This window comes from Kluyvera sp. STS39-E (assembly GCF_040932435.1).
GTDB lineage: Bacteria > Pseudomonadota > Gammaproteobacteria > Enterobacterales > Enterobacteriaceae > Kluyvera.
This window is the reverse complement of record NZ_JBFQGA010000001.1, coordinates 354,426-376,389: the sequence shown is the minus strand read 5'-3', so window position 1 is coordinate 376,389 and position 21,964 is coordinate 354,426. Positions and strand designations below refer to the sequence as shown.

The 21,964-nt window shown below is 53.7% G+C and carries 20 protein-coding genes; 5 read left to right on the top strand and 15 right to left on the bottom strand.

Annotated elements, in window-relative coordinates:
* Nucleotides 1-257: 257 nt before the first annotated feature.
* Nucleotides 258-1,598 carry an ISNCY family transposase gene (locus tag AB4K05_RS01795; protein WP_044713528.1) on the bottom strand — a complete coding sequence of 447 codons (1,341 nt, stop codon included), beginning with the start codon at nucleotides 1,596-1,598 and terminating at the stop codon, nucleotides 258-260.
* 182 nt (nucleotides 1,599-1,780) lie between these two features.
* Between AB4K05_RS01795 and idi the strand changes: the two genes are divergently transcribed.
* On the top strand, nucleotides 1,781-2,329 hold the full coding sequence (gene idi / locus AB4K05_RS01790) for an isopentenyl-diphosphate Delta-isomerase (RefSeq protein ID WP_368478346.1): 549 nt from the start codon (nucleotides 1,781-1,783) through the stop codon (nucleotides 2,327-2,329).
* Between the two features lie 157 nt (nucleotides 2,330-2,486).
* Here idi and lysS read toward each other — a convergent pair whose 3' ends face one another.
* From lysS to xerD, 5 genes are all read right to left on the bottom strand, one after another.
* Entirely contained in the window at nucleotides 2,487-4,004 is a 1,518-nt protein-coding gene (gene lysS / locus AB4K05_RS01785) for a lysine--tRNA ligase (RefSeq protein WP_368478345.1), read from the bottom strand.
* Nucleotides 4,005-4,013: 9 nt separating this feature from the next.
* Nucleotides 4,014-5,112 (bottom strand): peptide chain release factor 2 gene (gene prfB, locus AB4K05_RS01780; protein WP_368478344.1). Its coding sequence is split into 2 segments (ribosomal slippage): nucleotides 4,014-5,036 and nucleotides 5,038-5,112, totalling 1,098 coding nucleotides; the frame shifts between segments, so codons are not numbered across the junction.
* An 89-nt stretch (nucleotides 5,113-5,201) separates the two neighbouring features.
* Complete coding sequence (gene recJ, locus AB4K05_RS01775; protein ID WP_368478343.1) at nucleotides 5,202-6,935, bottom strand: single-stranded-DNA-specific exonuclease RecJ; 1,734 nt, start codon at nucleotides 6,933-6,935, stop codon at nucleotides 5,202-5,204.
* Between the two features lie 5 nt (nucleotides 6,936-6,940).
* The gene (dsbC, locus tag AB4K05_RS01770) at nucleotides 6,941-7,654 is read right to left on the bottom strand and encodes a bifunctional protein-disulfide isomerase/oxidoreductase DsbC (protein WP_368478342.1); all 714 of its coding nucleotides are present in this window, start codon (nucleotides 7,652-7,654) and stop codon (nucleotides 6,941-6,943) included.
* Nucleotides 7,655-7,676: 22 nt separating this feature from the next.
* On the bottom strand, nucleotides 7,677-8,573 hold the full coding sequence (gene xerD, locus AB4K05_RS01765; RefSeq protein ID WP_368478341.1) for a site-specific tyrosine recombinase XerD: 897 nt from the start codon (nucleotides 8,571-8,573) through the stop codon (nucleotides 7,677-7,679).
* A 102-nt stretch (nucleotides 8,574-8,675) separates the two neighbouring features.
* Between xerD and fldB the strand changes: the two genes are divergently transcribed.
* The gene (fldB, locus tag AB4K05_RS01760) at nucleotides 8,676-9,197 is read left to right on the top strand and encodes a flavodoxin FldB (RefSeq protein WP_368478340.1); all 522 of its coding nucleotides are present in this window, start codon (nucleotides 8,676-8,678) and stop codon (nucleotides 9,195-9,197) included.
* A 3-nt stretch (nucleotides 9,198-9,200) separates the two neighbouring features.
* Here the strand turns inward: fldB and AB4K05_RS01755 are convergent, their stop codons facing one another.
* Together AB4K05_RS01755 and sdhE are read right to left on the bottom strand one after the other, a co-directional pair.
* Nucleotides 9,201-9,611, bottom strand: a complete 411-nt coding sequence (locus AB4K05_RS01755; protein ID WP_368478339.1) for a protein YgfX — start codon at nucleotides 9,609-9,611, stop codon at nucleotides 9,201-9,203.
* Nucleotides 9,592-9,858, bottom strand: coding sequence for an FAD assembly factor SdhE (sdhE, locus tag AB4K05_RS01750; protein WP_368478338.1), 267 nt, complete (start codon nucleotides 9,856-9,858; stop codon nucleotides 9,592-9,594). The genes AB4K05_RS01755 and sdhE overlap by 20 nt, the downstream gene beginning before the upstream one ends.
* Nucleotides 9,859-10,105: 247 nt before the next feature.
* Between sdhE and ygfZ the strand changes: the two genes are divergently transcribed.
* Nucleotides 10,106-11,089, top strand: a complete 984-nt coding sequence (gene ygfZ / locus AB4K05_RS01745) for a tRNA-modifying protein YgfZ (RefSeq protein WP_368478337.1) — start codon at nucleotides 10,106-10,108, stop codon at nucleotides 11,087-11,089.
* 241 nt (nucleotides 11,090-11,330) lie between these two features.
* Here the strand turns inward: ygfZ and AB4K05_RS01740 are convergent, their stop codons facing one another.
* Together AB4K05_RS01740 and yqfB are read right to left on the bottom strand one after the other, a co-directional pair.
* Nucleotides 11,331-11,993: a hemolysin III family protein gene (locus tag AB4K05_RS01740; RefSeq protein WP_368478336.1), complete on the bottom strand. Its 663-nt coding sequence runs from the start codon at nucleotides 11,991-11,993 to the stop codon at nucleotides 11,331-11,333.
* A 158-nt stretch (nucleotides 11,994-12,151) separates the two neighbouring features.
* Nucleotides 12,152-12,466: a N(4)-acetylcytidine aminohydrolase gene (gene yqfB / locus AB4K05_RS01735; protein WP_368478335.1), complete on the bottom strand. Its 315-nt coding sequence runs from the start codon at nucleotides 12,464-12,466 to the stop codon at nucleotides 12,152-12,154.
* Between the two features lie 45 nt (nucleotides 12,467-12,511).
* Here yqfB and AB4K05_RS01730 point away from each other — a divergent pair, with 45 nt between their 5' ends.
* Both AB4K05_RS01730 and bglA read left to right on the top strand, forming a co-directional pair.
* Nucleotides 12,512-13,246 carry a MurR/RpiR family transcriptional regulator gene (locus AB4K05_RS01730; protein ID WP_368478334.1) on the top strand — a complete coding sequence of 245 codons (735 nt, stop codon included), beginning with the start codon at nucleotides 12,512-12,514 and terminating at the stop codon, nucleotides 13,244-13,246.
* A gap of 120 nt (nucleotides 13,247-13,366) precedes the next feature.
* Complete coding sequence (bglA, locus tag AB4K05_RS01725) at nucleotides 13,367-14,800, top strand: 6-phospho-beta-glucosidase BglA (protein ID WP_368478333.1); 1,434 nt, start codon at nucleotides 13,367-13,369, stop codon at nucleotides 14,798-14,800.
* Between the two features lie 212 nt (nucleotides 14,801-15,012).
* Here the strand turns inward: bglA and AB4K05_RS01720 are convergent, their stop codons facing one another.
* From AB4K05_RS01720 to ubiI, 5 genes are all read right to left on the bottom strand, one after another.
* A complete protein-coding gene (locus tag AB4K05_RS01720) occupies nucleotides 15,013-15,756 on the bottom strand; it encodes an SDR family oxidoreductase (RefSeq protein WP_368478332.1) in 744 nt (247 codons plus the stop codon).
* Between the two features lie 60 nt (nucleotides 15,757-15,816).
* The gene (gcvP, locus tag AB4K05_RS01715; protein ID WP_368478331.1) at nucleotides 15,817-18,690 is read right to left on the bottom strand and encodes an aminomethyl-transferring glycine dehydrogenase; all 2,874 of its coding nucleotides are present in this window, start codon (nucleotides 18,688-18,690) and stop codon (nucleotides 15,817-15,819) included.
* 154 nt (nucleotides 18,691-18,844) lie between these two features.
* The gene (gcvH, locus tag AB4K05_RS01710; protein WP_368478330.1) at nucleotides 18,845-19,234 is read right to left on the bottom strand and encodes a glycine cleavage system protein GcvH; all 390 of its coding nucleotides are present in this window, start codon (nucleotides 19,232-19,234) and stop codon (nucleotides 18,845-18,847) included.
* A gap of 26 nt (nucleotides 19,235-19,260) precedes the next feature.
* Nucleotides 19,261-20,355 carry a glycine cleavage system aminomethyltransferase GcvT gene (gene gcvT, locus AB4K05_RS01705; protein WP_368478633.1) on the bottom strand — a complete coding sequence of 365 codons (1,095 nt, stop codon included), beginning with the start codon at nucleotides 20,353-20,355 and terminating at the stop codon, nucleotides 19,261-19,263.
* Nucleotides 20,356-20,748: 393 nt separating this feature from the next.
* On the bottom strand, nucleotides 20,749-21,951 hold the full coding sequence (gene ubiI / locus AB4K05_RS01700) for an FAD-dependent 2-octaprenylphenol hydroxylase (protein WP_368478329.1): 1,203 nt from the start codon (nucleotides 21,949-21,951) through the stop codon (nucleotides 20,749-20,751).
* Nucleotides 21,952-21,964 lie beyond the last annotated feature (13 nt).

Sequence of the window (21,964 nt, the reverse complement as noted above, 5' to 3'; positions counted from 1 at the left end):
ACGATCTTCCTTTAGATAATTCTGATAGCACTTTTTCTACTGGGCAGTCTGCAATGTCCGCTTCTCGCTCTTAGCGGACATTAGCATAGGCTATTTACCATAACGCCGCATTACGCGTACCGCTCAGACGGCCTGAGCGCGTTTCTGACGTGTCCCCGTTAAAAACAGTAACAAACCACCCGAAAATGCACGCCAGAAACGCTACGTAAGAATCTATCCTATGACTGGATATGCATTCAACTGAATAACGCCTGGTTTCAGTCCATTTTATCGGGATCAGCCTTCTTTCTGGGTAATTTAGGGGGCTTCACTTGCTGATTACTTTGCGTGCGGCGCGTGAGCCAAGGATGGTCAGCTTTAGGTTTTACGTAGAATTTTGAGCGTAAATCAAAACGGGCATTATCCACACGTTCATGGACACTTTTTTCATCATCCAGTGGTATAGGCTCCGGGCCATCAACATATTTTTCCCATCCCAACGCTTTCCCATCATACAGAACCTTAATTTCACCGTTAAAGCTTTCGCATACCGTGACAACCGAATGCCGAAGTCGATATCCCCGGCCTTCACTGCGAATCTGAAACGCACTGCTTTTGTACTGGAAAGTGAGATTTTTGGAGAGAACGCGCTTCGCCTGGAGGCTGAAGATATAACCCAGTTCCTCTTCAGAATGGTGTACATCAAGATGGGCGTTATCAGCAATACGAGGCGGCGTAGCAAACCGGTTGTTATAGGCTTCAATAAAGGTCGGCAACCATGCGTTTGCTGTTTCAATATCACTGATACCCTGAAGCCGCATTTCTTTGACCAGCCTGTCCTGCAGTGTCTGATTGGCACGCTCTACCCGCCCTTTTGCCTGCGGGCTGTTGGCATGGATTGGCTCGATGCCCAGTGTCTTTATCGCACGTGTGAACTGAGTCAACTCTCCTTCCCGCTCCGGGTTATTTACTCTGAATATACTGTGTCTGTCAGAATAGAGAGCCAGTGGTACGCCATGATCATTAAGGTAACCCCGGAGGGTTTCCATGTAAGCCCGGGTTGTTTCTGCAGGAGCGAATCGTAGCGCCATCAGAGCGCTGGTAGCATCATCGATAAAGACTATCAGTGTGCATTTGGGGCCCCGACCTTCAAACCAGTCATGAGGCGAGCCATCAATCTGGATGAGTTCACCGTAGGATGGGCGCCGCATCCGGCGCTGATAAATTCGGGCAAACTTACGACGACGTTCGCGCCATATGCCCTCCTCTACCATCCACTTCCTGAGAGTTTCAATGGATAAACACAAGCCGTGTATCTCGCGCAATTTTTCGCACGCAAGCGTAGGTCCAAAATCAGCGTAGCGGCCTTTGAGGAGTGAAATTACTGTTGCTCTGAATTCGGTAGAAAAGGAATTATTGGGACGCTTTCCACGTCGGCGGGAAACTAGACCAGAAGGCCCTTCATGTCTATACCGTTGCACCAGACGTTTAACCTGCCGAATAGAAATGCCAATGCGTGCCGCAGCTTGTTCCTGAGTAATATGGCGATTAAGTGACTCCTGAATAATGTGAAGTCGGTCGAGTTCCTTATGACTCATCGTAACAGTCTCTTTGATCATGAAAAATCCCCCAGAGAATTGTCTGGGGACATTTTAGAATGGTTCAAAGGGGACATTACAGCTTGGTGTTAACAGGGGCTTGTTTTGGTAATGCCTTTTTCTCATTTATGGGCTACGCTGGTTGCCTGAGTATATGACCCGGCGGGTTTATGCCGGGTCATCTTTCATTTTCAGGAGTAGTCATGACTGGCGAACATGTCATTTTGCTCGATGAGCACGATAAACCTGCTGGCATTCTGGAAAAGTACGCCGCTCACACGCTCTCCACCCCACTGCATCTCGCTTTCTCATGTTGGTTATTTAACGAAAACGGCCAACTGCTGGCTACCCGCCGTTCGCTTAGCAAGGTCGCGTGGCCCGGCGTATGGACCAACTCGGTGTGCGGCCACCCGCAGCAAGGTGAAACCTTCGAACAGGCAATTATTCGCCGCTGCCGCTTTGAAGTAGGCGTTGAAATTGCCAATATCACTCCCGTTGCAACCGAGTTTCGCTATCGCGCCGTGGCGCCTAATGGCATTGTCGAAAACGAGGTTTGCCCGGTTTACGCAGCGCGTGTAACCAGCCCCGTGCAGGCCAACCACGATGAAGTTATCGAATATCAGTGGTGCGAGCTCGACGCTATTTTTCAAGCGCTGAAGCTGACGCCGTGGGCGTTTAGCCCGTGGATGGTAATGGAAGCAGCCGATGAGAACGCGCGTCAGGCGCTTATTGCCTTTGCAAAACCAATCTGAATCTCATTAGTAGGCCGGATAAGGCAAAGCCACCATCCGGCGTTGCTGCACGATACCTGATGGCGGCTTTGCCTTATCAGGATTACGCGAGCAGATAGCCAAATCAAAGGCATAAAAAAACCCGGCTAGGCCGGGTTTTTGCTTTTCGCTCGCGCGATTATTTCACTGGACGCATCGCCGGGAACAAAATCACGTCGCGGATGGTGTGGCTGTTGGTGAACAACATAACCATACGGTCGATACCAATACCCAGACCCGCAGTCGGTGGCAGGCCGTGTTCCAGCGCGGTGACATAGTCTTCGTCGTAGAACATCGCTTCGTCATCGCCCGCTTCTTTAGCGTTAACCTGATCTTGGAAACGCTGCGCTTGGTCTTCTGCATCGTTCAGCTCGCTGAAACCGTTACCGATTTCGCGGCCGCCGATGAAGAACTCAAAGCGGTCGGTGATTTCTGGATTCTCGTCGTTACGACGTGCCAGAGGAGAAACCTCTGCCGGATATTCGGTGATGAAGGTCGGCTGAATCAGGTGCGCTTCGGCAACTTCTTCGAAGATCTCAGTCACGATACGACCCAGGCCCCAGCTCTTCTCAACGTGAACGCCGATGCTTTCAGCAATCGCCTTCGCGGAGTCGAAGTTATCGAGGTCAGCCATATTGGTTTCTGGACGGTATTTCTTGATGGCTTCACGCATGGTCAGTTTTTCGAACGGCTTGCCGAAATCGAAAGTCTGATCGCCATAAGGCACTGCGGTGTTGCCCAGAATATCCTGCGCCAGAGTACGGAACAGAGATTCGGTCAGTTCGATCAAATCTTTGTAGTCCGCGTACGCCATGTAGAGTTCCATCATGGTGAACTCTGGGTTATGGCGAACGGAGATCCCTTCGTTACGGAAGTTACGGTTAATTTCGAACACGCGTTCGAAGCCGCCAACCACCAGACGTTTCAGGTACAGTTCCGGCGCGATACGCAGGTACATGTCCAGATCCAGGGCATTGTGATGGGTGATGAACGGACGCGCCGCGGCACCGCCTGGGATCACCTGCATCATTGGCGTTTCAACTTCCATGAAGTTGCGACCAACCATGAACTGACGGATACCCGCCATAATCTGCGAACGCACTTTGAACGTCTTGCGGGACTCATCATTGGAGATGAGATCCAGGTAGCGCTGACGATAACGCGCTTCCTGGTCCTGCAGGCCGTGGAATTTATCCGGCAGCGGGCGCAGCGCTTTGGTCAGCAGACGCAGCTCGGTGCAATGGATAGACAGTTCACCAGTTTTGGTTTTGAACAGTTTACCTTTTGCGCCCAGGATATCGCCGAGATCCCATTTTTTGAATTGTTCGTTATAAATGCCTTCTGGCAGATCATCACGCGCAACGTACAGCTGAATACGACCACCGACGTCTTGCAGGGTAACGAAAGATGCCTTGCCCATAATACGGCGAGTCATCATACGACCGGCAACGGAAACTTCGATGTTCAGCGCTTCCAGCTCTTCGCCTTCTTTGTCATCGAATTCAGCGTGCAGAAGATCTGAGGTACGGTCACGACGGAAATCATTCGGGAACGGGATACCCTGCTCACGCAGCGCGGCCAGCTTCTCACGGCGTGCCTTCATTTCGTTATTAAGATCGACTACCTCGTCAGCGCCTTTTGCGTTTTGTTCAGACATGTTGGTTCCTCATAACCCTGCTTTCAGACTTGCTTCGATAAATTGATCCAGACTTCCGTCCAGTACCGCCTGCGTGTTACGGGTTTCAACCCCGGTGCGCAGGTCTTTAATGCGGGAATCGTCCAGAACATAAGAACGAATCTGGCTGCCCCAGCCAATGTCGGACTTGGTGTCTTCCATCGCCTGCTTTTCTGCATTCTTTTTCTGCATTTCCAGTTCATAAAGCTTGGCTTTCATCTGCTTCATGGCCTGGTCTTTGTTCTTGTGCTGTGAACGGTCGTTCTGGCACTGAGTCACGATACCGGTTGGCAGGTGAGTAATACGCACCGCGGATTCCGTACGGTTAACGTGCTGACCGCCCGCACCGGAGGCGCGGTACACGTCGATACGCAGATCTGCCGGGTTGATTTCGATATCGATATCGTCGTCCACTTCCGGATAGACAAACGCGGAGCTGAACGAGGTATGACGACGGCCGCCGGAGTCAAACGGGCTCTTACGGACCAGACGGTGAACGCCGGTTTCCGTACGCAGCCAACCGTACGCATAGTCGCCGGAGATTTTGATGGTCACGGATTTAATCCCGGCCACATCACCTTCGGACTCTTCAATAATTTCGGTTTTAAAGCCGCGCGCTTCTGCCCAACGCAGATACATGCGTTCGAGAATGCTTGCCCAGTCCTGTGCTTCAGTACCGCCTGAACCGGCCTGGATATCGATATAGCAATCCGCGCTGTCATATTCACCGGAGAACATACGACGGAACTCCAGCTGCGCCAGCTTCTCTTCCAGCGTGTCCAGCTCAGCAACGGCTTCGTTGAAGGTCTCTTCGTCATCGGCTTCTACGGCCAATTCCAGCAGGCCAGAAACATCTTCCAGACCCTGAGTCATCTGATCGAGCGTATCGACAATGGCTTCAAGGGAAGAACGTTCTTTGCCTAGCGCCTGTGCGCGTTCGGGTTCGTTCCAGACATCCGGCTGTTCTAGCTCGGCGTTTACTTCTTCCAGACGCTCTTTCTTAGCATCATAGTCAAAGATACCCCCTAAGAACGGCGGAGCGCTCCGTGAGGTCCTGAATGCGATTATTTACCGGGTTTATTTCAAACATGGTCTATTTTCTTTTAATGGACGAGAAAAATGCGGTCATAAGAGCGGAATATTAACGGATTCCCGCTCTTAATTACAGTTAAAGCGATGCTAAATCGGCCAGAGATTCTCGATGATAAGCTGTAAGGTGCGGTTGCCACGATATTCGTTGATGTCCAATCGATAGGCCAGCGTCACCTCTCGTACGCCGTTATCCGGCCAAACCGCGGTATCGACGTTAAACGCAATGCCGTCCAGTAACGGACCACCGCCAACCGGTTCCACCATCACCTTCAGATGACGCTCGCCCACCAGCCGCTGTTGCAACAGGCGAAAACGCCCATCAAACAACGGTTCTGGGAACATTTGCCCCCACGGCCCGGCTTCGCGCAGCATCTGCGCCATCTCCAAAGACATTTCCTGCGCGCTTAGCTCACCATCAGACAGGATTTCTCCCTGCAATAGCGCCGGATCGAGCCACTCGGTAACCAGTTCGCCGAAGTAGCGCTGGAACTCATCAAAGCGCGCTTCTTCCAAAGAGAGTCCCGCCGCCATTGCATGGCCGCCGAATTTCAGCATCAAACCCGGGTGCAAGGTATCCAGACGCTCCAATGCATCGCGCATATGCAGCCCCTGAATAGATCGTCCCGAACCTTTTAACTGACCGTTACCGGCAGGCGCAAAAGCGATAACCGGACGATGGAAGCGTTCTTTGATGCGCGAAGCCAGAATGCCGACCACGCCCTGATGCCATTCCGGGTGATACATCGCCAGCCCGCCGGGAAGCTCATCGCGGCTACGCTCAAGCTTTTCGCATAACGTCAGCGCTTCCGCCTGCATCCCCTGCTCAATCTCTTTACGCGTCTGGTTTAACGCATCCAGTTCGTTAGCCAGTACGCGCGCTTCGCCCAAATTTTCGGACAACAACAGCGCCACGCCAACGGACATGTCGTCTAAACGCCCGGCGGCATTCAGGCGCGGTCCCAGCGCAAAACCGAGATCGCTTGCCACCAGCTTCGATGCATCGCGGTTGGCAATTTCCAACAGCGCTTTGATTCCCGGACGACAGATCCCGGCACGAATGCGGCTTAAACCCTGCCAGGTCAGAATGCGGTTGTTGGCATCCAGCGGCACCACGTCAGCCACGGTTCCCAGCGCCACCAGGTCGAGGAATTCAACGATCTTCGGCGCGGCAATGCCACGAGCGTCAAACCAACCCTTAGCCTTCAGGTGGTTACACAGCACCAGCATCAGATAAAACGCGACGCCAACGCCCGCCAGTGACTTCGACGGGAACGGGCAGTCGGCAAGGTTCGGGTTGACCATCGCGTCGGCTGCGGGCAGCGTATCGCCCGGCAGGTGGTGATCGGTGACCAACACGCCGATACCAAGCGCGTGGGCGTGATCAACGCCGGCATGTGAGGAGATCCCGTTATCGACCGTCATGATCATCTGCGCGCCACGCGCGTGGGCCTGATCGACAACTTCTGGGCTTAAACCGTAACCGTCTTCAAAACGATTAGGAACCAGATACTCCACGCTTTGGCAGCCCATCGCCCGCAGCGACAGAACGCTTAACGCGGTGCTGGTCGCGCCATCGGCATCAAAATCACCCACCACCATAATGCGCAGGTTTTTCTCAAACGCGTCGTGCAGCATTTCGACGGCTTTTTCGACGCCCGTCAGGTCACGCCAGTGCAGCATGCCTTTCAGGCTACGTTGTAAATCGTCCGCTGTTTTCACGCCTCGGCTGGCGTACAGGCGACGCAGCAGAGGTGAAAGATCTTCGGGCAACGAGATTGAGTCATCCACCTCACGGCGGCGAAGTTGAGTCTGTGATTTCACGCGAATTATTTACCGCTGGTCTGTTTTTTATGTTCGTCGAGGAAAGCCTTCATCTCTTTTGGCCCCTGATAACCCGGGACCACGTAGCCGTCATTGAGGACGATGGCTGGCGTACCGTTAATGCCAAACTGCACGCCTAGCGCGTAGTGATTAGCGATATCGATGTCACAGGTCGCCGCCTGCGTTCCTTTACCGGCCATCGCATCATCGAACGCTTTGTTACGATCTTTGGCGCACCAGATAGCTTTCATGTCCTGCTCGGCTTGGCTTTGCACACCCTGACGCGGGAAAGCCAGATAGCGCACGGTAATTCCCAGCGCGTTGTAATCTTTCATCTCTTCATGCAGCTTGTGACAGTAGCCGCAGGTGATATCGGTGAAGACGGTGATGACGTGTTTTTCCTGCGGCGCTTTGTAGACGATCATCTCTTTTTCCAGCGCTTTCAGATGGGTCATCAGTAGACCGTTGGTCACGTTCACCGGCTGCGCGCCGCTGACGTCATACATTGGCCCTTGGATAATGTGCTTACCGTCTTCGGTGACATACAGTACGCCGCTGTTGGTCAGCACGGTTTTCATCCCGGCAACCGGAGCTGGTTGGATATCGGTGCTCTCAACGCCCAGTTTCGCCAGCGATTGTTTGATTGCGGCATCGTCAGCGTGCGCCAGACCGGTAAAAGCGGCGGCCAGCAGGGTGAACATCATTAAACCTTGTTTCATACTTTGTCCTTTTAAATCAGCATCACGCCCGCGGGTGGTGCTGTTGATGAAGTTGTCGCAGCCGCTCTGTCGCGACGTGCGTATAAATTTGAGTGGTGGATAAATCACTGTGCCCTAAAAGCATCTGCACCACGCGCAGATCCGCCCCGTGGTTTAGCAGATGCGTGGCAAAGGCGTGACGTAAAACGTGCGGTGATAGCTTCTCACTATCAATTCCCGCCAACTGAGCATAGTGCTTAATACGATGCCAGAAGGTCTGCCGGGTCATCTGCTGGGCGCGCTGGCTGGGAAACAGCACATCCAACGCCACACCATTGAGCATCCACGGCCGCCCGTGTTCCAGCCACGTCTCGACCCAGTAAACGGCCTCTTCCCCAAGCGGCACCAGCCGCTCTTTATTACCTTTACCGATCACCCGAACCACGCCCTGACGCAAACTGATATCGCTCATCGTCAGGCCGACGAGTTCTGAAACACGCAGCCCTGTGGCATACAGTACCTCAAGCATAGCCTTATCGCGCAGTTCAAGCGGCTGATCGACTACCGGCGCCTGTAGCAAACGCTCGACCTGTGCTTCGCTGAGATCTTTCGGCAACCGCTGGGGAAGCTTAGGCGACGCCAGCAGCGCGCTGGGATCGTCCGCACGCACTTTTTCACGATACAGGTGCTGGAAGTAACGACGCATGGCACTCAGTAGACGTGCAGTGCTGGTCGCTTTATAGCCGCCCTGCTGACGTTCAGCGAGCAGGTTCTGCAGATCGTCGCTCTGCGCGTTCTCCACCGTAAGCCCGCGATGCGCCAGCCACTCCACCACCATCGTTAAATCACGACGGTACGCACTTAGGGTATTTTCCGCCAGATTGCGTTCCAGCCACAGCGCATCGAGATACTGTTCGATTCGTGCAAGATCCTTGTCCACGTCGGCTCCTGTGCGTGTTTAATCAGCACCATTATGCCTGATTCAGATGCCTTTCTGGTACACTAGCGACATCGTCATCGCAAGAATCGAGAGCTGTACGTCATGAATATTGGCCTTTTTTATGGTTCCAGCACCTGCTACACCGAAATGGCAGCGGAAAAAATTCGCGACATTATCGGACCGGAACTGGTCACTTTGCACAACCTGAAAGATGATTCGCCCGCATTAATGGAGCAATACGATGTGCTCATTCTCGGGATACCGACATGGGATTTTGGTGAAATTCAGGAAGATTGGGAAGCGGTCTGGGAACAGCTGGATACGCTGAACCTGGAAGGCAAAATCGTTGCGTTGTACGGCATGGGCGATCAGCTTGGCTACGGCGAATGGTTCCTCGACGCACTGGGCATGTTGCACGATAAGCTGGCCACCAAAGCAGTGAAATTCGTCGGCTACTGGCCAACCGAGGGGTATGAGTTCACCAGCCCGAAACCGGTTATCGCTGACGGGCAGCTGTTTGTCGGTCTCGCGCTGGATGAAACGAACCAGTACGATCTGAGCGATGAACGTATCCAGAACTGGTGTGAGCAGATCCTCGGCGAAATGGCCGAACAGTTCTCTTAACGTTTACTCGGGCGTGGGCTGCTGTAAAAGAATTCGCCGCAGGTCGCGCCACTCTTCCGGATTCATGCTGTCAGCGGCTAGCCATAAATGATGGCGTCGGCCACCACCACAGTGACGAATGCGCAGCATCATTCCTGAACTCAGCATCCACGGTGCCCCCAAAATATCCCACTCCTGATTGCGCCAGCGCAGCCGGGAGTCCATCAGCAGCTTAATCTCGCCCTGATGTGAATGGATACGCCGCTGACTGCGTACGCAGTCGAACACCACCAAAGAAAGCAGCAGCAGCCAGAGCGGGGTATAGCTCAGCGGCCAAGGCATCAGCAGCACGAAAGCCGCCACCAGACCGTGAAGCAGCAAAGAGAGCCACTGCGAGCGCCAAGAGACGCGTAAATCAGATTGCCACAGGACCACGTTCCCGATTCCGTATCTGAATAAGTTGGACCATCCGCTGGAGGTTGGCATCGGCCGGTTTACCGTGGTTCATCAACCAGTTGAACAGGTCCGGATCGTCACATTCCAGTAGACGAATGAAAATGGCTTTATCTTCATCGCTCAGCGTGTCGTACTCATGCTCAAAGAACGGCATGATGGAGATATCGAGTTCACGCATACCACGGCGGCATGCCCAGTGGATACGGGCTTTATTATTGATGTCCATAATTTCCTTCCAGCATAACGTTGCTACTAGTTTAACGTGTTTTTTGCAGTTTCTTTACTGGAATCTCACGTCACACGCGTCATACCGAGAAAAAAACCACGATAAATGAAGGGGATTCATTTTCTTACGCCCCTTATCGCAGAAGATGAGAACGGCACAAAACGGCTGTCAAAACCGCTTGCAATGCCGGGCATCTCTTTTACCATGAGTGAATAAGCGCGTTCGTTAATCAATTCAGGACACCCATATGGCTTTTACTCCTTTTCCTCCACGCCAGCCTTGCGCCAGTGCGCGTTTACCGCTGACGTTAATGACGCTTGATGATTGGGCGCTGGCGACCATTACCGGCGCCGACGGCGAAAAGTACCTGCAGGGCCAAGTTACCGCGGACGTCGCACAAATGACCGAACACCAGCATCTGCTGGTTGCCCACTGTGACGCCAAAGGCAAAATGTGGAGCAACCTGCGTCTGTTCCGTCGTCAGGATGGTTTCGCCATCATCGAGCGACGCAACCTACGTGAAGCACAGCTAACGCAGCTGAAGAAATACGCGGTGTTCTCCAAAGTCACTATCGCCGCCAATGACGATCTGGTGCTGCTGGGCGTCGCAGGTTTCCAAGCGCGCGCCGCGCTGGCCAATCTGTTCGCCGAGCTGCCAAACGCCGAAAAACCCAACCTGCAGGAAGGTGAAACCTCACTGCTGTGGTTCGCACAGCCGGACGAACGTTTCCTGCTAGTCACCGATATCGCCACCGCCGAGCGCGTAACCGAAGCGCTGCGTGGCGAAGCGCAGCTCAATAACAGCCAGCAATGGTTGGCGCTGGAAATTGAAGCCGGCCTACCGGTGATTGATGAAGTCAACAGCGCGCAGTTTATCCCACAGGCCACTAACCTCCAGGCGCTGGGCGGCATCAGCTTTAAGAAAGGCTGCTATACCGGCCAAGAGATGGTCGCTCGCGCCAAATTCCGCGGCGCCAACAAACGCGCACTCTGGACGCTTGCGGGCAAAGCCAGCCGCGTGCCTGAGGCTGGCGAAGACCTCGAGCTGAAAATGGGCGACAACTGGCGACGAACCGGCACGGTGTTAGCGTCGGTACAGCTGGAAGATGGTCAACTGCTGGTGCAGGTGGTGATGAATAACGACATGGAAGCCGACAGCGTATTCCGCGTGCGTGACGATGCAAATACCCTGAGCATCAAGCCGCTGCCGTATTCGTTAGAAGAAGAGTAGGTTCTTTTGGTATTTCCCCGGGATCGCTTACGCTCGCCCGGGCTACCTTCACCATCGTAGGCCTGATAAGCACAGCGCCATCAGGCAATTCAGCGCTGGTTGCCGGATGGCGGCGTTGCCCTAACCGGCCTACCAAAAAGCAGGCAATCGTGGATTTCCCCGTTATCCCTAGCTACCGTAGGCCTGATAAGCGCAGCGCCATCAGGCAATTCGGTACCGGTTGCCGGATAGCAGCGTTGCCCTAACCGTGCTGCCCTACATACAGATAAATCGCCAAGAAATGGCAGGTGCTGCCGCCCAACACAAACGCGTGCCAGATGGCGTGATTGTAAGGTATTCGCTTGCAGACGTAGAAGATAACCCCTAGTGAATAGACAATTCCCCCTACCGCCAGCAGCGTCACCCCACCTATCGACAGCTTCACCGCAAGTTGGTAAACCACAATCAGCGACAGCCAGCCCATCGTCAGGTAGGTCACCAGCGACAGGATTTTGAAGCGATGTGCGATGGTGAGCTTAAATAAGATCCCCAGCAGCGCCAGACTCCAGATAACAATCATCAGCCCTCGCGCCAGCGGCGAGTCTAGTCCGACTAACAAGAACGGCGTGTAAGTTCCGGCAATCAAAAGATAAATTGCGCAGTGGTCGAATTTTTTCAACCACACTTTTGCGCGTTTTGAGGGAATCGCGTGATACAGCGTTGAGGCCAAAAACAGCAGGATCATACTGCCGCCATACAAACTGTAGCTGGTGATAGCAGTTGCGCTGGCATTAGTGTCTATGGCCTGAACCAGCAATAAGACTAGGCCAACGATCCCCAGCACAAAACCAATACCGTGACTGATGCTATTGGCAATTTCCTCTGCCAGAGAATATCCCTGTTGAATGAGTGGTTTCTTATCCATTACGCGCTCCGGGCGAACGACAAATCGAGCTAATGCCCTAGCGTAACTGAGAATGATTTCAGTGAACACATGTAAGCTAAAATAAAATGATGAATTTTTGTAAAATCAGATTAATCAAAAGGTTACAAAGACCATTCAACTAACACGTGTACCAACTTTCACTCGATTCGTTTAAATTCAATAACATAAAAAGTATTTTCGCCAGGATAAATATCAGCGATCACTTGCTTGAGTTCGGGCAGAGTCATGTTTTCTTGCTCTGCATGGCGCTGCGTCAGCGTGTCCATCGTTACCGTCGACGTTGCCTGTACCACGATAGTACAAAAATAGTCGTTATCTTCGTAACGCCCAACCCGCAGAATATCCCCAACCTTAAAATGAGATTCCGCCGCATCACGCAGGGTAATCGTTTTGCGTCCGGCGAGAATGTCGTCCTGAAAGCGCTGAAAAAAAGTGATGTCGTTAGGCTGCATGGTATCATTCCCTTTAGGTCATTTAATTTTACGAGTATCGTCACCGTGAGCCTATTCTCCCACGCCACTATCGCCAGCCTCAATAATCTTGAGATGATGGTCTATCACTACGTCATCAAAAATCGTGACACGGTGATGTACATGACCATCCGTGAGCTGGCCGACGCGGCGGGAGTCTCTACCACCACCGTGATGCGTTTTTGCCGTAAACTCAACTGTGAAGGCTACTCGGAATTTCGCGTACGCTTTAAATTATATCTGGAACAAGATGAACCGCAGCAGGCTAATTTTGGTGCCAGTGAAATTATCAGTTTTTTCAAAAGCGTCAATAATGATGAATTCGAAAAACTAGTCGATAACGCCGTTGATATTATCCAGGCTTCGGAACGTATTATTTTTATCGGCGCGGGAACCTCAGGCTCACTGGCAAAATATGGTGCACGATTCTTTTCAAATATCGGTAAATTTAGCAACCATATCGACGATCCTTATTTTCCCGTCACCAATGACATGGCTAAAAATGCGCTGGCCATTGTCCTGTCGGTCTCGGGCGAAACCGAAGAAATCCTGCGTTTCGCCAGCCAACTCAGCCTGCACCGCTGCAAGGTGATGTCGATTACCAGCCATGAACATTCGCGGCTGGCGAAACTCGCCGACTTTAATCTCTCTTGGCATGTCCCACAAACGCGTATTGGCGGCGTTTACGATATTACAACGCAGATCCCGGTTATTTATATTCTGGAATCCTTGGGGCGTAAACTGGCGAAGAAATTAGCATAAAAATACAGGGTGTTTTTTTGATGTAACATATTCCATCCGGTGCAATTTGTTATATCGTGACATTTAATTGTCCTTTGTTAGACTCAGTTTTATTAAGCCCAATACATGAGCATAGCAAAGATGAAAAAACTGACCTTACCGAAAGACTTTTTATGGGGTGGCGCTGTTGCCGCACACCAGGTTGAAGGCGGCTGGAATAAAGGTGGCAAAGGCCCCAGCATCTGTGACGTGCTAACCGGCGGCGCCCACGGCGTGCCGCGCGAAATTACTCAAGAAGTGGTGCCGGGTAAATACTACCCAAATCACGAAGCCATCGACTTCCACGGTCACTACAAAGAAGACATCAAGCTGTTCGCCGAGATGGGATTCAAATGCTTCCGCACCTCCATTGCATGGACTCGTATTTTTCCAAATGGCGACGAAACGCAGCCCAATGAAGAGGGGTTGAAGTTTTACGACGATATGTTCGATGAGCTGCTGAAATACAACATCGAGCCGGTTATTACCCTTTCCCACTTCGAAATGCCGCTGCACTTGGTGCAACAATACGGCGCTTGGACCAACCGTAAAGTGGTTGATTTCTTCGTCCGTTTCGCAGAAGTCGTATTCGAGCGCTATAAGCACAAGGTCAAATACTGGATGACCTTCAACGAAATCAATAACCAACGTAACTGGCGCGCACCGCTGTTTGGTTATTGCTGTTCTGGCGTGGTCTATACCGAGCATTCCAATCCGGAAGAGACCATGTACCAGGTATTGCACCACCAGTTTGTGGCGAGCGCCCTAGCGGTGAAGGCTGCACGCCGAATTAACCCGGAGATGCAGGTCGGTTGCATGTTGGCTATGGTTGCGCTCTACCCATACTCCTGTAAACCAGAAGATGTCATGTTTGCTCAGGAATCCATGCGCGAGCGTTATGTCTTCACCGATGTGCAAATGCGCGGCTACTACCCGCGTTACGTGTTAAACGAATGGGAGCGTCGCGGCTTTAATATCAAAATGGAAGCGGGCGACGAGGCGATTTTGCGTGAAGGCACCTGCGACTACCTTGGCCTGAGCTACTACATGACCAACGCGGTTAAAGCCGAAGGCGGTAGCGGCGATGCCATCTCCGGCTTCGAAGGCAGCGTGCCGAACCCACACGTGAAAGCCTCTGACTGGGGCTGGCAGATTGACCCGGTTGGCCTGCGTTACTCGTTATGCGAACTGTACGAGCGCTACCAAAAGCCGCTGTTTATTGTCGAAAATGGCTTCGGGGCCTACGACAAAGTGGAAGACGATGGCAGCATCAACGATGACTACCGTATCGACTATCTGCGCGCGCACGTTGAAGAGATGATGAAAGCGGTCACCTACGATGGCGTTGACCTGATGGGCTACACGCCGTGGGGCTGCATCGACTGTGTGTCATTCACCACCGGGCAGTACAGCAAGCGCTATGGCTTCATCTACGTGAATAAGCATGACGACGGCACCGGCGATATGTCGCGTTCACGTAAGAAGAGTTTTAACTGGTACAAAGAGGTCATCGCCAGCAACGGCGAGAAACTGTAAGTTATTGCCGGATGGCGGCGCAAACGCCTTATCCGGCCTACTCTGACGCGATGATTGCCCCTGTAGGCCGGATAAGCGCAGCGCCATCCGGCATACCCTGGCGCGATGATTGCCCTTGTAGGCCGGATAAGCGCAGCGCCATCCGGCATACCCTGGCGCGATGATTGCCCTTGTAGGCCGGATAAGCGCAGCGCCATCCGGCATCAATCGCACTACTTCCCGCCCGCCAGCTCAAGAAAACTTCCCGTCACATACGACGCTTTCTCGCTCAGCAGCCAGGCAATCGCCTGCGCCACCTCTTCCGGCTGCCCGCCACGCTGCATCGGCAACATCGACTTCACACGATCAACTCGCCCCGGCTCCCCACCGGAAGCATGCATTTCGGTATAAATCAGGCCAGGACGCACGCAGTTTACACGGATCCCCTGCGCCGCCACCTCCAGCGCCAGCCCGGTGGTCAGCGTATCGACAGCCCCTTTTGAGGCCGCATAATCCACATACTCGAAAGGCGCCCCCAGCCGCGATGCCGCCGAAGAGACATTCACAATCGCCCCACCATTACCGCCGTGTTTCGAGGACATTCGCTTCACCGCTTCACGACAGCAAAGGAAATAGCCGGTGACGTTGGTCGTCAGCACGCGGTTAATGCGCTCGGCAGTCAGGTTTTCCACCGTGCTCTGGGTAAATAAAATCCCCGCATTATTCACCAGCGCGATCAGCGGCTCCTGCCGCTTATCCAGCAGGGCGAACATCGCTTCGACCTGCTCCTCATCGCCAATATCCGCCCGCACGCTAAATGCCCTGCCGCCCTGTGCGACAATCACATTCACCACGTCAGCCGCTGCCGCTTCGTTCTGGTGATAGTTCACCGCCACCGTATAGCCTTCCTGAGCCAGCTGTAACGCCGTCGCCCGGCCAATTCCCCGGCTCGCGCCGGTTATCAATGCAAGTGCCATCCGTTTCTCCAAAAAAATAAAGGCGCCGCAGCGCCTTTAAAAGATAGTCTAATCAGACGATTACTGATATTCGCTCATCGGTACGCAGGAGCAGAACAGATTACGGTCGCCATAAACATCATCAAGACGCTTCACGGTAGGCCAGTACTTGTTCGCCATGCCCGCCGGGAAGACGGCGATTTCGCGGCTATAACCGTGATTCCATTCCGCCACCAGCTCGTTTTGGGTGTGCGGTGAGTTGACCAGCGGGTTATCGGTAAGCGCCCATTCACCGGATTTCACGCGGTCAATTTCACCACGGATAGCCAGCATTGCATCGATAAAGCGGTCCAGTTCAGCCTTGCCTTCCGATTCGGTCGGCTCAACCATCAATGTTCCGGCAACCGGGAAGGACATGGTTGGTGCATGGAAACCATAGTCGATCAGACGCTTGGCAATATCCAGTTCGCTAATCCCGGTCTCTTCTTTCAGCGGACGAATATCAAGAATACATTCGTGTGCCACATGACCATCGCGGCCGGTATACAGCACCGGGTACGCGTCTTTCAGACGAGTGGCAATGTAGTTCGCATTAAGGATCGCCACCTGACTGGCCTGTTTTAAGCCTTCCGCGCCCATCATGCGGATGTACATCCAACTGATTGGCAGAATGGAGGCGCTGCCGAACGGTGCGGCAGAGACCGCGCCCTGACGGGTCAGCATGCCTTCAATGTGCACCACGCTGTGTCCTGGTACAAACGGTGCCAAGTGCGCCTTCACGCCGATTGGCCCCATACCCGGACCACCGCCGCCGTGTGGAATACAGAACGTTTTATGCAGGTTAAGGTGCGATACGTCCGCGCCGATAAAGCCCGGTGAGGTAATGCCGACCTGGGCGTTCATGTTCGCGCCATCAAGATAAACCTGGCCGCCGAACTGGTGGACGATCTCGCACACTTCGCGGATGGTCTCTTCATAAACACCGTGGGTAGACGGATAGGTCACCATGATGCAGGAGAGATTCGCCGCGTGCTGCTCCGCTTTCGCGCGCAGATCCGCCAGATCGATGTTGCCGTTTTTATCGCAGGCCACCACCACCACCTGCATTCCCGCCATCTGTGCGGAAGCCGGGTTAGTACCGTGTGCCGAGCTTGGAATCAGGCAAATATCACGATGGCCGTCGTTGCGGCTTTCATGGTAGTGACGAATCGCCAGCAGACCGGCGTACTCGCCCTGCGCACCGGAGTTCGGCTGCATGCAAAGTGCATCATAACCGGTCAGCTTCACCAGCCAATCGGACAGCTGGCCGATCATCTGATGGTAGCCTTCAGCCTGATCAACCGGGCAGAACGGGTGCAGTTCAGCAAATTCCGGCCAGGTAATCGGGATCATTTCCGCCGCAGCGTTGAGCTTCATGGTGCAGGAGCCCAGCGGGATCATCGCCTGGTTCAGCGCCAGATCTTTACGCTCCAAAGAGTGCATATAGCGCATCATCTCGGTTTCGCTGTGGTAGCGATTGAACACCGGGTGGCTAAGAATTGCATCATCACGCAGCATCGTTTGCGGGATGGAACGGCTATCCAGTGCCACGTCTTTGTCCAGCGTATCGATATTCAATCCGTGGTTATCGCCAAGAACAACAGCGAAAAGAGCCAGCACGTCTTCACGGGTAGTGGTTTCGTTCAGGGTGATGCCAACCGCGTTGAGGATATCGCTACGCAGGTTGATTTCTGCCGCCTTCGCGCGCGCCAGCACCGAGGCTTTATCCGCCACTTCCACACACAGAGTGTCAAAGTAGTGCGCAAAACGCAGCTTCTGACCTTTCTGCTGTAAACCGGCTGCCAGAATATCAGTCAGGCGGTGGATACGATTAGCAATGCGTTGCAGACCTGCCGGGCCGTGGAAGACCGCATATAGGCTCGCGATGTTAGCCAGCAGCACCTGGGAGGTACAGATATTAGAGTTAGCCTTCTCGCGGCGGATATGCTGCTCGCGAGTCTGCATTGCCATGCGCAGTGCGGTATTGCCCGCCGCATCTTTCGATACGCCGATAATACGGCCCGGCATGGCGCGTTTGAATTCATCCTTGGCGGCGAAGAATGCCGCGTGTGGGCCACCGTAGCCCATCGGAACGCCGAAACGCTGGGCGGAGCCGAAGACAATATCCGCGCCCTGCTTGCCCGGCGCAGTTAACAGCACCAGCGCCATGAAATCTGCGGCGACGCTCACCACTACTTTGCGCGATTTCAGTTCCGTAATCAGCGGCGCGTAGTCATGAACTTCACCGGTGGTGCCCACCTGTTGCAGCAATACGCCGAACACGTCTTGATGATCCAGCGCTTTGTCGGCGTCATCCACAATCACGTCAAAACCGAAGGTTTCTGCACGGGTACGAACAACGTCCAGCGTTTGTGGGTGCACGTCGGCGGCCACAAAGAAACGGTTAGCATTTTTGAGTTTGCTGACGCGCTTAGCCATCGCCATCGCTTCTGCGGCGGCGGTAGCTTCGTCCAGCAAAGAAGCGGAAGCCATATCCAGACCGGTCAGATCCAGCGTCACCTGCTGGAAGTTGAGCAGCGCTTCAAGGCGGCCCTGAGACACTTCCGGCTGGTAAGGGGTATAGGCGGTATACCAACCTGGGTTTTCCAGCATATTGCGCTGGATAACAGGCGGTAGCTGCACTGGGGTATAGCCCATGCCAATGTATGACTTAAAGCGCTTGTTGCGACCGGCAATCACCTTCAACTCCGCCAGCGCGGCGAATTCGGTAGTCGCGTCGCCAACCTGCGGCGGCGTAGCAAGCTGGATATCTTTTGGCACGATCTGCGCAATCAGTGCGTTTAATGAATCCGCGCCAACTGTTTTGAGCATCTCTTGCTGCTGCTGGGCATCCGGCCCAATGTGACGTTCAATAAACGCGCCACGGTTTTCAAGCTGGCTTAAAGTCTGTGTCATGAGCGATGGTTCCTGAAACGTGCGGTGAATCGTAATTGTCTAACGGTGTTGCCCGCTGGCAAACATAGGCCGGATAAGGCGTGAACGCCGCCATCCTGCTTTCGGGGCAGTTGCCGGATGGCGGCTTTGCCTTATCCGGCCTACAAGAGCTACCTTATTCGTCTTCTAACAGGGCCTGGTACGCGGTGGCATCCAGCAGAGCGGCAACTTCCGCTTCATTGCTGGCTTTGATCCGGAAGATCCAACCATCGCCGTAAGGTTCGCTGTTGACCTGCTCTGGGGAATCGCCCAGTTCTTCGTTCACGGCAACAATTTCACCGCTGATTGGCGCGTAGATATCGGATGCCGCTTTAACGGATTCCGCAACCGCGCAGTCATCACCCGCGCTCACCACCGTGCCGACTTCCGGCAGGTCAACAAACACCATATCGCCCAGAAGTTCCTGCGCGTGTTCGGTGATACCCACGGTGTAGCTGCCGTCTTCTTCTTTACGCAGCCATTCGTGTTCTTTGCTGTATTTCAGTTCTGCTGGTACGTTGCTCATCAAAAAGTCTCCAGAATAAGAATGGGTTACGCGACGGCCTTGCCGTTACGCACAAAAATAGGTTTGGTTACCTTAACCGGCATTTCGCGGTTACGGATTTGCACAATCGCCGTTTCGCCAATCCCTGCCGGGACACGGGCCAACGCAATACTGTGGCCTAAAGTAGGGGAGAATGTTCCGCTGGTGATAACCCCTTCACAGGCGTTACCTTTGGCATCAGTAAATCGCACCGGCAGTTCGCCGCGCAGCACGCCTTTTTCCGTCATCACTAAACCAACCAGTTGTTCGGTGCCTTTTTCGCGTTCCAGCTCCAGCACTTCGCGACCAATGAATTGACGATCGGCAGGTTCCCAAGCAATGGTCCAGCCCATATTGGCAGCCAGCGGAGAGATGCTTTCGTCCATCTCCTGACCGTACAGGTTCATGCCAGCTTCCAGACGCAGCGTATCGCGCGCGCCTAGGCCGCATGGCTTAACGCCTGCCTGTACCAGTTTTTGCCAGAAATCTGCCGCCTGCTCTTTTGGCAGCGCGATTTCATAGCCCGCTTCACCGGTGTAGCCGGTCGTGGCGATAAAGAAATCCCCCGCCTGTACACCGAAGAAAGGCTTCATCCCTTCTACCGCATGGCGCTGTTCATCGCTGAACAGACTGGTTGCTTTTGCCTGGGCATTCGGCCCCTGTACAGCAATCAGCGACAGGTCATCACGGACGATGATATCGATGGCATAGGGTTCAGCGTGTTGGGTAATCCAGGAGAGGTCTTTTTCGCGGGTGGCAGAGTTTACAACGAGGCGGAAATAATCTTCGGTGAGGTAATAGACGATAAGGTCGTCAATCACGCCACCCGATGCGTTTAGCATCCCGCTATAAAGCGCTTTGCCGGGTTTGGTGAGCTTCGCCACGTCGTTCGCCAGCAGATAGCGCAGGAACTCGCGGGTCCGTGGGCCGTGAAGGTCGACGATGGTCATATGTGACACATCGAACATGCCGGCATCGGTACGCACCGCGTGGTGCTCATCAATCTGCGAACCATAGTGCAGCGGCATCATCCAGCCGTGGAAATCCACCATCCGCGCACCACACAGCACGTGCTGGTCATACAAAGGCGTTTGTTGAGCCATCATGTCCTCGTTGAATATATCGCACCACAAAATCTAACGCCGACGTCCATTTGGGCATCGACGCAAACGTTCTCTTTTCCCTTGAACTTACCACCGAACATCGTGCTAAACCATCAGCAAAAGAGGGACATCACATTAGCTTATGACCAAAAGTCGCCAAAAAGCATACAGAGTTATTGACTGGCAAAAAGCGAAATACGCCACAGATAATTAACAACAATAGGTCATTATTTAGCACAAGATGATATTTCATGCGGAAAAGCAGGCGTGTTTTCCGTAATGTGAAAATTGATGAATTAAAAAAACTAATGCGAAAAATGGCGTGGAATTAGATTTTTTCAAATGAGGAGTCAGGCTCCCGGTGGGACCACCGGGAGCAAAAGTGTGAGCGACTTAACGAAGCCACTCCGGCAGATCATTCAGGCCCATTGCTTGGCGAATGAGTTGAGGTTTAACGCCTGGCAGCGTATCCGCCAATTTCAGACCAATATCGCGCAGCAGTTTTTTCGCCGGATTTTCCCCGGCAAACAGCTCGCGGAAACCCTGCATCCCCGCAAGCATCAGCGCGGCGCTGTGCTTGCGGCTGCGCTCGTAGCGGCGTAGATAGAAATGCTGGCCGATATCTTTGCCCTGCGCATGCAGGCGTTTGAGCTCATTGATAAGTTCAGCGGCGTCCATAAAGCCAAGGTTCACACCCTGCCCTGCCAGCGGGTGGATGGTGTGAGCCGCGTCGCCCACCAGCGCCAGACGATGTGCGGCAAACTGGCGCGCGTATCGTCCCGTCAGCGGATAAACCTGACGTTCGCTTTCCACTTTGCAAAGTCCAAGACGATTATCGAAGGCTATGTTTAGCGCCTGATTAAACTCGGCGTCGCTGGCCTGCTGCATTCGCTCAGCTTCCTGTGGCGATAACGACCAGACGATAGAGCACAGGTTGGGATCGGATAACGGCAGAAACGCCAGAATCCCTTCACCATGGAAACACTGGCGCGCAACGGCTTCATGCGCCTCGTCGGTGCGCACTGTCGCCACCAACGCGTGATGACGATAATCCCAGAAAGTCAGAGGAATATCAGCTTTGTTGCGCAGCCAGGAGTTGGCACCGTCGGCCCCCACCACCAGACGAGCGGTGAGCATGTTGCCATCCTGCAAAGTCAGAAAGGCTTCGTTCTCTCCCCACACAACCTGTTGGAGTTCAGCCGGCGCCATCAGCGTCACATCGGCACAGCGTTGTGCCTTCTGCCACAGCGCTTGGTGGATCACTGCATTCTCAACAATATGGCCGAGATGGCTGTAGCCCATGCTGCTGTCGTCAAATGCGATGCGCCCGAAGCTGTCTTTATCCCATACTTCCATGCCGTGATAGCAGCTGGCACGCTGGGCCACGATTGCCGGCCAAACGTCGAGTTTTGACAGCAGTTTTTCGCTGCCGGCATTAATAGCCGACACGCGTAGCGCAGGCGGCGCATCGTCGGCAAGCGGCTGTGGCAGCGATTGCTCGAGCACTGCTACGCGTAGACCGCTGCCTTGTAAACCGCAGGCTACCGCCAGCCCAACCATTCCACCGCCTACGATGGCAACATCAACACTTTGCACATTAACTCCTTAA

Bases quoted from the DNA above. Each gene is read 5' to 3' on its own strand.
- AB4K05_RS01795 (WP_044713528.1), bottom strand. From the start codon at position 1,598: ATGATCAAAGAGACTGTTACGATGAGTCATAAGGAACTCGACCGACTT.
- idi (WP_368478346.1), top strand. From the start codon at position 1,781: ATGACTGGCGAACATGTCATTTTGCTCGATGAGCACGATAAACCTGCT.
- lysS (WP_368478345.1), bottom strand. From the start codon at position 4,004: ATGTCTGAACAAAACGCAAAAGGCGCTGACGAGGTAGTCGATCTTAAT.
- dsbC (WP_368478342.1), bottom strand. From the start codon at position 7,654: ATGAAACAAGGTTTAATGATGTTCACCCTGCTGGCCGCCGCTTTTACC.
- fldB (WP_368478340.1), top strand. From the start codon at position 8,676: ATGAATATTGGCCTTTTTTATGGTTCCAGCACCTGCTACACCGAAATG.
- sdhE (WP_368478338.1), bottom strand. From the start codon at position 9,858: ATGGACATCAATAATAAAGCCCGTATCCACTGGGCATGCCGCCGTGGT.
- ygfZ (WP_368478337.1), top strand. From the start codon at position 10,106: ATGGCTTTTACTCCTTTTCCTCCACGCCAGCCTTGCGCCAGTGCGCGT.
- AB4K05_RS01740 (WP_368478336.1), bottom strand. From the start codon at position 11,993: ATGGATAAGAAACCACTCATTCAACAGGGATATTCTCTGGCAGAGGAA.
- yqfB (WP_368478335.1), bottom strand. From the start codon at position 12,466: ATGCAGCCTAACGACATCACTTTTTTTCAGCGCTTTCAGGACGACATT.
- bglA (WP_368478333.1), top strand. From the start codon at position 13,367: ATGAAAAAACTGACCTTACCGAAAGACTTTTTATGGGGTGGCGCTGTT.
- AB4K05_RS01720 (WP_368478332.1), bottom strand. From the start codon at position 15,756: ATGGCACTTGCATTGATAACCGGCGCGAGCCGGGGAATTGGCCGGGCG.
- gcvP (WP_368478331.1), bottom strand. From the start codon at position 18,690: ATGACACAGACTTTAAGCCAGCTTGAAAACCGTGGCGCGTTTATTGAA.
- gcvH (WP_368478330.1), bottom strand. From the start codon at position 19,234: ATGAGCAACGTACCAGCAGAACTGAAATACAGCAAAGAACACGAATGG.
- gcvT (WP_368478633.1), bottom strand. From the start codon at position 20,355: ATGGCTCAACAAACGCCTTTGTATGACCAGCACGTGCTGTGTGGTGCG.